Raw genomic sequence first — 8,096 nt, forward strand, 5'->3', positions numbered from 1 at the left:
TTGCGATTAATCGGCCCGCTTCTTGCCCGCCGTGAACGGCGAACTGATCGGAATGAACAGGTCGATAATGCCGATGACCAAAGCGGCAAGCAGCGCGCCCAGTATCGAAACCCGGACGCCGCTAACGATGAATTGGGCGATCCAGATGACGGCTGCGCTGGTAAGAAAACCGACGATGCCGCGGCCGAACGGCGTAACTTTTTTGCCGAAGATCCCTTCTATGATCCAACCCAGCACGGCGATGACAAGCGCGAGAAAAAGCGCGCTCCAGAATCCGCCTACTTGAAACTGGGGAACAATAAATCCGACGATCATGAGCACGATTGCGGCCACGACAAAACGGACAACATGTCCCAGAAAGTTCATATCGCATCCTCCTTAACGAAATGGTTTACCCGAAATTTATTGTTTCCAGATCAGCTGGAATCATGTATGGAATGATCCGTTATATCCGTTAAAGATGCGGCGCGCCTTGCGCGAACGCGTAGCATGGAACCATTCATTTCGGCTATAATGGAGAACGAGAGGAGTTGTGCCGCGATTGGACGACAAAATTCTGCATACGCTCGAATATCCGAAAATTATTCATAAATTGGTTCAGCATGCCGCAACGCCGCTTGGACAAGTGGAAGCGGAGCGGACGGTCCCGAGTCCGGATCTGGAGGAAGTGAAAACGAGGCTTCAGATGACGGACGAAGCGTACAAGGCCGACCGGCTGAAAGGCGCCGCGCCGTTCGCCGGCATCGCCAACATTCGGCCCGCGCTGCGCCGTGCGGTAATCGGCGGAACGCTCAGCGCGCATGAGCTGCTGGACATTGCGCTGACGGCAAGAGGCGGCCGGCGGGTAAAGCGTCATATCGGCCAAATTCATGAAGACGATCCGCTCCCGCTTATGCAAGGGATTGCCGAAATGATCGCCGAGCACAAGGAGCTGGAGGATGCGATATTCGCCTGCATTGACGAGCAGGGAGACGTGATGGATTCGGCAAGTCCGGAGCTGGCCGCGATCCGGCGGGAGCTGCGGAACGGCGAAAGCCGGATCAGGGAAAAGCTGGAACAGATGATCCGCTCCGCCTCGGTTCAGAAAATGCTGCAGGATGCGATCATTACGCTGCGCGGCGATCGGTACGTCATCCCGGTCAAGCAGGAATACCGGTCCCATTTTGGCGGCATCGTTCACGATCAATCGGGATCGGGGGCGACGCTGTTCATCGAGCCGGAAGCGGTCGTGGCGATGAACAACAGGCTGCGCGAGCTGAAAGCGTCCGAAGCCCGCGAAATCGAAAAAATATTGCAGAGGCTGACCGCTCTCGCCGCGGAAGCCGCCAAAGATCTGGAATTGAATCTGGATCTGCTCGGCAAGCTCGATTTCGCTTACGCGAAGGCTCGTCTCGCCCATGAGATGCGGGCAACGCAGCCCCGCATGAACGACAGGGGATTTTTGAAGCTGCGCCGCGCCCGTCACCCGCTTATCCCGTCCGAACAGGTCGTGCCGGTCGATGTCGAGCTGGGCAACGATTATACGGCGATCATCATAACCGGACCGAATACGGGTGGAAAAACGGTAACGCTCAAAACGATCGGTTTGCTGAGCATCATGGCGATGTCCGGCTTGTTCGTACCGGCGGAGGACGGCAGCCAGCTGTGCGTTTTCGACGCCATATACGCCGATATCGGGGACGAACAAAGCATCGAGCAAAATCTCAGCACGTTCTCCAGCCATCTGACGAATATTATCCGGATTTTGAAGGCGATGACGCCGAAGAGCCTCGTGCTGCTCGACGAGCTGGGGGCGGGCACCGATCCGGCAGAAGGGTCGGCGCTGGCCATCGCCATTCTCGAACATATTCACCGGCAGGGCAGCCGGATTGTGGCGACAACCCACTACAGCGAGCTGAAGGCGTATGCCTACAATCGCAAAGGGATTATCAACGCCAGCATGGAATTCGACGTGCAAACGCTGAGTCCGACCTATCGGCTGCTCGTCGGCGTGCCCGGGCGAAGCAATGCGTTCGCGATCGCCGAGCGGCTCGGCCTTCCCCGTTCCATTATCGAACATGCGCGCGGAGAGGTAAGCGACGAAGATCAGCTGGTCAACAACATGATCGCGTCGCTGGAGGAGAATCGTCTCGGCGCCGAGGCCGAACGGCAAACCGCCGAAGCGCTCAGACGGGAGAATGAAGCGCTCCGCGCAAGCCTTGAGGCCGAGCGGGCGAAGCTTGAGGAACAGCGCGAGAAGCTGCTGCAGAAGGCGCGGGATGAGGCGCGGCAGCTGGTGGCCAAGGCGAAACGCGAAGCGGAGCAGATCATCAGCGATTTGCGCAAGCTCGCTCTGGAGGAAGGCGCTTCGGTGAAGGAGCATAAGCTGATCGAGGCCAAGCGCCGGCTCGATCAGGCCGAACCGGAGCCGGCCGGCCGGAAGCGGCCGGCACCGAACGCGAAGCCGCAGCGGATCGAGCCGGGCGACGAAGTGATGGTCTACAGCCTCAACCAGCGGGGGCATGTGGTCGAGCTATCCGGCGAGGAAGCGTTGGTGCAGCTCGGCATTTTGAAAATGAAAGTGCAACTGTCGGATCTGGAGCTTGTCAAGCGGCAGGCGGCCGTCAACAAAACGCAACAGCCGACAGCGGCAGCGAGCTTGAAACGGACGCGCGACGACCGCGCTTCGATGGAACTGGATTTGCGCGGTTCGAATCTTGAAGAGGCTCTGCTCGAGGTCGACCGCTTTCTGGACGAATCGTTTCTGGCCGGCATGGGCCAAGTCTACATTATACACGGCAAAGGCACGGGCATACTGCGCTCGGGCATTCAGGAGTTTTTGCGCAAGCACAAACATGTGAAAAGCTTTCGGCTCGGCCAGTACGGCGAAGGCGGAGCCGGCGTAACGGTCGCCGAATTGAAATAACGGAGGTGCCGCCGGATGGAACAGCAAGTCGATCAATTGCTCGACAACCCGTATATCGCGACGCTCGCGTACGTTTCCGTAGCGGTTATCGCTTTGATCGTATTTCTCGCCTGCTTCGAGATGGTGACCAAGTACAACTGCTGGAAGGAAATCAAAAACGGCAATTTGTCGGTCGCCATGGCCACCGGCGGGAAAATATTCGGCATATGCAACATTTTCCGATTCTCGATCGAATCCGGCGATTCCGTCTACCAGAGCATGGTATATGCCGGATTCGGATTCGTTCTGCTGCTTGCCGCCTATTTTTTGTTCGAATTTTTAACGCCGGTATTCCGGATCGATGAGGAGATGATCAAGGACAATCGGGCGGTCGGACTGCTTGCGATGCTGATTTCCGTCTCGCTTTCCTACGTCATCGGAGCATCGGTTTCCTAGCATGATCAAAAAATAAAGGGGCAACGGGGATGAAATATTTGTGGGGGTCGCTGCTTGCGGTGGCCATACTGTTTATCGTTCTCGGCATCATCTATGTCATGGAATAAAAGGAGACGGGATATATGGAACAAACAACGATATGTCCTTGGTGTCAGACGGAAATCGTCTGGGACGAGGAACTCGGACCCGAGGAAAAGTGTCCGTATTGCGACAATGAACTGACCGGGTACCGTACGGTGCAAATCGGTCTCGACCGTCCGGATGACGGCGATTCCGATTGGGACGTTGAAGGAGAAGCCGGCGACGATACCGGCTGGGCGGACAACGCCGACGGTTTCCGGCACACCGACCGTGAGTGGCTGGCGGTTGAAGAAACGGTCGAACGGGTGCTGGACGGTCAGGAGGAAGTGCCGGAATGTCCGTCATGCCGGGAATATATGCTGGAAGCCGGCATGCAGACGATCGGGGAAGCCGGTTTTCGGCCGGCCGTGCCGAAGTCGCTCGGACAGCCGCTGCTCGAGGCTCCGTTCGGTGTCGTCTGGTATGTCTGTCCCTCCTGCTTCCAGACCGTGCAGCGGATCGCGCCGCAGGACCGCGACCGTTTTCTCGCACCGCTCCGGCGCGAAGCCGAAGCGGCGGCCGATAACGGCTAATAATATCCAACGAGCCCGTGCCGGGCATGTCTTATACCGCTTTTGGGCACCTTACATAAGGATTCCAAAGGCGGGAGTGATGGAAGTTGCAGCAGGGTAAACATGCGGTTCAGTCCCGGTTGCTGGCCTGGTTTCAGCGCTTGGGCGAGATCGCGCACAGCCGGGAAAGATCGTCCGGACGGCCTGCCGGAACACTGGACGCTCAAGCTGTGCTGCTGCTGGCAGTACAAGGCTTTTTCGGCGCGGCCGGCGCGGTGTCCGGGACTTTCGTTCCGGTATTTCTTTGGAAGACGAGTCAATCTTATGCGCTGCTCGGCTGGTATACGCTGACACAGTATGTCACCAGCGGCTTGACGTTTTGGCTGGCCGGCAAGTGGATCAAAGAGCATAATAAAATGAACGGCCTCCGTCTCGGCGTCGCGCTGTCGGGAGGCTTTTATCTTGCGGTGCTGATGCTTGGCGAGCAGGCCAAAGCCTACATGATCGCGCTCGGCGTTTTAAACGGCGTAGCCGCCGGTTTGTTCTGGCTGGCCTACAACGTCGTCTATTTCGAAATCACCGAACCGGATAACCGCGACAAGTTCAACGGCTGGGCCGGCTTTCTCGGGTCGGCCGCCGGCATATTGGCTCCCTGGATATCGGGCATCGTCATTACGTCGCGCCAAGGTTTGGGCGGATATCGGATTATATTTACGATTTCGCTGATCATCTACGGGGCAGCCGTCATCCTCAGCTTCTGGCTTCGCAAACGGAAGTTCGGCGAACGATACGACTGGCTCCATACGATCCGGCAGCTGAAGGAACGGGGCAATCCCTGGCGGCGGGTCGCTCCCGCGATCGCGCTGCAGGGCGTGCGGGAAGGCGTTTTTATGTTTCTCGTCGGTTTGATGGTATACGTCGTAACCCGCAGCGAGAAAATGGTAGGCAATTTTTCACTCATTACGTCGCTCGTCGCTTTGGGAGCTTTCTGGGTGACCGGCAAGCTGCTTTCCGTGCAAAACCGCAAGCTGATCATGCTCATCGGCGTGATCATGATATCGGCGGTCATCACCGTATTGTTTTTTGGCTTCAACTATACCGCACTGCTTGTTTTCGGCATCGGCACGTCGCTTTTTATGCCGCTTTATACGATCCCGATGACCTCGACGGTGTTCGATCTGATCGGCCGTACGGAAGAGAGCGCCCGGCAGCGGGTGGAATTTATCGTCATGCGCGAGCTGATGCTCACCGCCGGACGGTCGGTCGGGCTGCTCGCTTATATGGCTGTCGTCCCGCGGGACGACTCGCCGCTGGCGATCGCGATGCTGCTGCTTGCCGTCGGGGCCATGCCGATCGCCGGTTGGTGGTTCATCAGGCCGATTCTGGCAGCGCCTCAGCAAACGAGAACATAACATGGGACTTTGGAGGAACCTATATGCCGCGAGTTGTCAATAATGTTACCGAATTGATCGGGGATACGCCGGCCGTCCGGTTGAACCGGATCGTGCCGCCCCGAAGCGCCGAAGTACTGGTGAAGCTGGAGAAATTCAATCCGAGCGGGAGCGTCAAAGACCGCGCCGCCTTCTCGCTGATCGCCGCGGCCGAGCGGCAGGGGCTGATCAAGCCGGGCGGCACGCTGATCGAGCCGACAAGCGGCAATACCGGCATCGGCCTGGCGATGAATGCGGCCGCCAAAGGTTACCGGCTTATTCTGGTCATGCCTGACAATATGAGCGCGGAGCGGATCAGTCTGCTGAAGGCTTACGGCGCGGAGGTTGTGCTGACGCCGACGGAGCAGCGGATGCCCGGCGCGATTCGCAAGGCGCAGGAGCTGCGCGACGCCATTGCGGGCAGCTTCATGCCGAACCAGTTCGAGAATGAGGCGAATCCCGCCATTCACCGGACGACGACGGCGGTGGAAATTGTCGCGCAAACGGGAGGAAAGCTGGACGCGTTCGTCGCAACGTCGGGCACCGGAGGAACGGTGACCGGAACGGGAGAAGCGCTCAAAGAGCGTCTTCCGGATTTGCATATCGCCGTCGTGGAACCGAAAGGTTCGCCGGTTCTTTCGGGAGGGAAGCCCGGTCCCCATAAGCTGGTGGGGACAAGTCCGGGTTTCGTCCCGCCGATTCTCAATACGTCGGTATACGATGAGATCATTCAGGTGGAAGATGACGATGCGCTTCGGACGATGCGTGCGCTTGCCCGGCAGGAAGGGCTGCTTCTGGGGCCTTCCTCGGGCGCTTCGGTATGGGCGGCTCTGCAAATCGCGGCCCGTCTCGGTGAAGGAAGACGGGTGCTCTGCATCGCGCCCGATACGGGCGAACGCTATTTGAGCACCGGCTGGTATAACGAAGAATAGAGGGGAATGGGAAACGGACGGGCGGCCGAACGCAGCGGACGATAGGCCGGTCCGTCCGTCAATCCTTCCAACCGGCCAATTCCCGCTTCACCACTTGCCGGCGTTCGTGAATATATTGCCGTATAAATTCTTTTTCTCTCATAAATGTACGATAATCGTGTTTGCGCGTATGGTCGTGATAGATGGCGGCGGCGATATGGTTATGCATCCGGTCGATGACCGGACCGAGGTCTTCGACGGTAAAAGGCTTGCGCAGCAGCTTGACCAGTATTTTGCGGTAAGCCTGCCGGCAGGAGGAGAAGGCAAGAACCTTTTCGGTCAGCTTGTTATAGCCCTGTATCGGCACCAGGTCGCTGCCGCATGGCCTGCCGTAGCAATTGCGTCCCCAAGTGCCTTCGTAATCCCACGGAATGATGCGGTACCGACCGGTCGGCGGATGCTCGTATAGCGCATAATTTTGGTCGAAGCCGTCGTAATTGCCTGTCAGCACGGCTCCGGCCAGCCAATGCAAATATTGGCGGATATCGAGATTCCGGATCAAACATTGCCGCAGCATGTTGCCCTTCAACCGGTTAATCCGGCCGACGAACCGCCCCAGTCTTTTTTTCGATATATCCCCGCCCCGAATCCATTCGTAGCCGTCGATAAGCGACGCCTTGCGGCGTTTCGTCTCCGGATCGATCAGCGAGAAATTGGCGTTGTCGTTCGTCCCGTATATCAGCGATTTATAGGAGATTTTCCGCCGCTTAAAAAAATTCCGGTTTACCGATTCGATCTCCAAATAGACCCCTTGCGGTTCGCCGTTCCATTCCAGCCAAAAATGTTTGGTGCGGGGTGCGGGAACTCCGATCATCGTAAAAAATTGAAACGACAGGGCGTTTCGCATCATGGAAGGATCGTCCGTCTCCGCGTTCCAGTGCAAAATCTCGCCGTCCGGCAAACGGAGCTCATACGATTTTTTCGGATAGTTGCGCGTATGCCCCCCTCTGATCCCCAGCTGCGCATTGGAGGAACGTCCGTCGATTACCAGTTTGACCGGTACGAACCGCCTGCTCCGCGCTTCCATTCGCAGTTCGCGGTCTCGTGCGTATTCGATGTGAATGCTGCGCACCGGAAGGCCTTCCATCGTGGACATAAGACCATCCCCTTGAGCAAAAGTAAAAGCCTATCGGTACACGATAGGCTTTCATGCTACTTTACCTTATTCAGGCGGGAACGCGAATGTCACAACCGGGCCAATTGTTCATTTCCAAAGTTTGCGGCGTGAATGTTTTTTGCTTTTCTTTCTTTTGTTCCTTTTTTTGTTCTTGAGGTCGTGTTTCTTGCCTTGCGAGCGATCGCCCCAAGAGCCGTGAGAGCCATGAGAGTCATGAGAGCCATGAGAGTCATGAGAGCCGTGAGAGTCATGAGAGCCGTGGGAACCGTGAGAGCCATGAGAGCCGTGAGAGCCGTGAGAGCCGTGGGAACCGTGAGAGCCGTGGGAACCGTGAGAGCCGTGGGAGAACCGTGAGAGCCATGAGAGCCGTGAGAGCCATGGGAACCGTGAGAGCCGTGAGAACCGGGAAATATGGGAAAAACGGGAAATCCGTGAAATTCTGGAAAACCATGAAAATCGGGAAAACCGTGAAAACCGTGAAAACCACGAGAACCGCGAGAGCCTCTCTTACGGTCGCCGTCGGAATGACTCGACTTTTTTTCTGTTGCCATCTTTCCACCTCCTTTTCTTTGGAAGGTTAATATAAGCCTAAATTTCGAAAGCCCG

General features: G+C 57.2%; 8 protein-coding genes. 5 read left to right on the forward strand and 3 right to left on the reverse strand.

All coding sequences use genetic code 11. From position 1 onward, the window contains the following. Positions 1 to 6: 6 nt before the first annotated feature. Positions 7 to 366 (reverse strand): phage holin family protein, encoded by a 360-nt coding sequence (locus ABEV74_RS18130; protein ID WP_430148164.1) that lies wholly within the window; start codon positions 364 to 366, stop codon positions 7 to 9. A gap of 175 nt (positions 367 to 541) precedes the next feature. On the opposite strand from ABEV74_RS18130, the gene ABEV74_RS18135 reads away from it, so the two are divergent. The 5 genes from ABEV74_RS18135 (at position 542) to cysK (ending at position 6,334) form a co-directional block, all read left to right on the forward strand. Further along, positions 542 to 2,905, forward strand: a complete 2,364-nt coding sequence (locus tag ABEV74_RS18135) for an endonuclease MutS2 (protein ID WP_430148166.1) — start codon at positions 542 to 544, stop codon at positions 2,903 to 2,905. Positions 2,906 to 2,920: 15 nt separating this feature from the next. Further along, on the forward strand, positions 2,921 to 3,340 hold the full coding sequence (locus ABEV74_RS18140) for a DUF350 domain-containing protein (protein WP_062494858.1): 420 nt from the start codon (positions 2,921 to 2,923) through the stop codon (positions 3,338 to 3,340). Between the two features lie 122 nt (positions 3,341 to 3,462). Then, positions 3,463 to 3,993, forward strand: a complete 531-nt coding sequence (locus ABEV74_RS18145; RefSeq protein WP_430148169.1) for a hypothetical protein — start codon at positions 3,463 to 3,465, stop codon at positions 3,991 to 3,993. An 86-nt stretch (positions 3,994 to 4,079) separates the two neighbouring features. Beyond that, positions 4,080 to 5,384 carry an MFS transporter gene (locus ABEV74_RS18150; protein ID WP_430148172.1) on the forward strand — a complete coding sequence of 435 codons (1,305 nt, stop codon included), beginning with the start codon at positions 4,080 to 4,082 and terminating at the stop codon, positions 5,382 to 5,384. Between the two features lie 23 nt (positions 5,385 to 5,407). After that, the gene (cysK, locus tag ABEV74_RS18155; RefSeq protein WP_430148174.1) at positions 5,408 to 6,334 is read left to right on the forward strand and encodes a cysteine synthase A; all 927 of its coding nucleotides are present in this window, start codon (positions 5,408 to 5,410) and stop codon (positions 6,332 to 6,334) included. 58 nt (positions 6,335 to 6,392) lie between these two features. Here cysK and ABEV74_RS18160 read toward each other — a convergent pair whose 3' ends face one another. Both ABEV74_RS18160 and ABEV74_RS18165 read right to left on the reverse strand, forming a co-directional pair. Continuing rightward, positions 6,393 to 7,469: a CotH kinase family protein gene (locus tag ABEV74_RS18160; RefSeq protein ID WP_430148176.1), complete on the reverse strand. Its 1,077-nt coding sequence runs from the start codon at positions 7,467 to 7,469 to the stop codon at positions 6,393 to 6,395. Positions 7,470 to 7,558: 89 nt separating this feature from the next. After that, a complete protein-coding gene (locus ABEV74_RS18165; RefSeq protein WP_430148178.1) occupies positions 7,559 to 8,041 on the reverse strand; it encodes a hypothetical protein in 483 nt (160 codons plus the stop codon). Positions 8,042 to 8,096 lie beyond the last annotated feature (55 nt).

It is taken from the genome of Paenibacillus cisolokensis, assembly GCF_050481165.1.
Lineage (GTDB): Bacteria > Bacillota > Bacilli > Paenibacillales > Paenibacillaceae > Paenibacillus_AH > Paenibacillus_AH cisolokensis.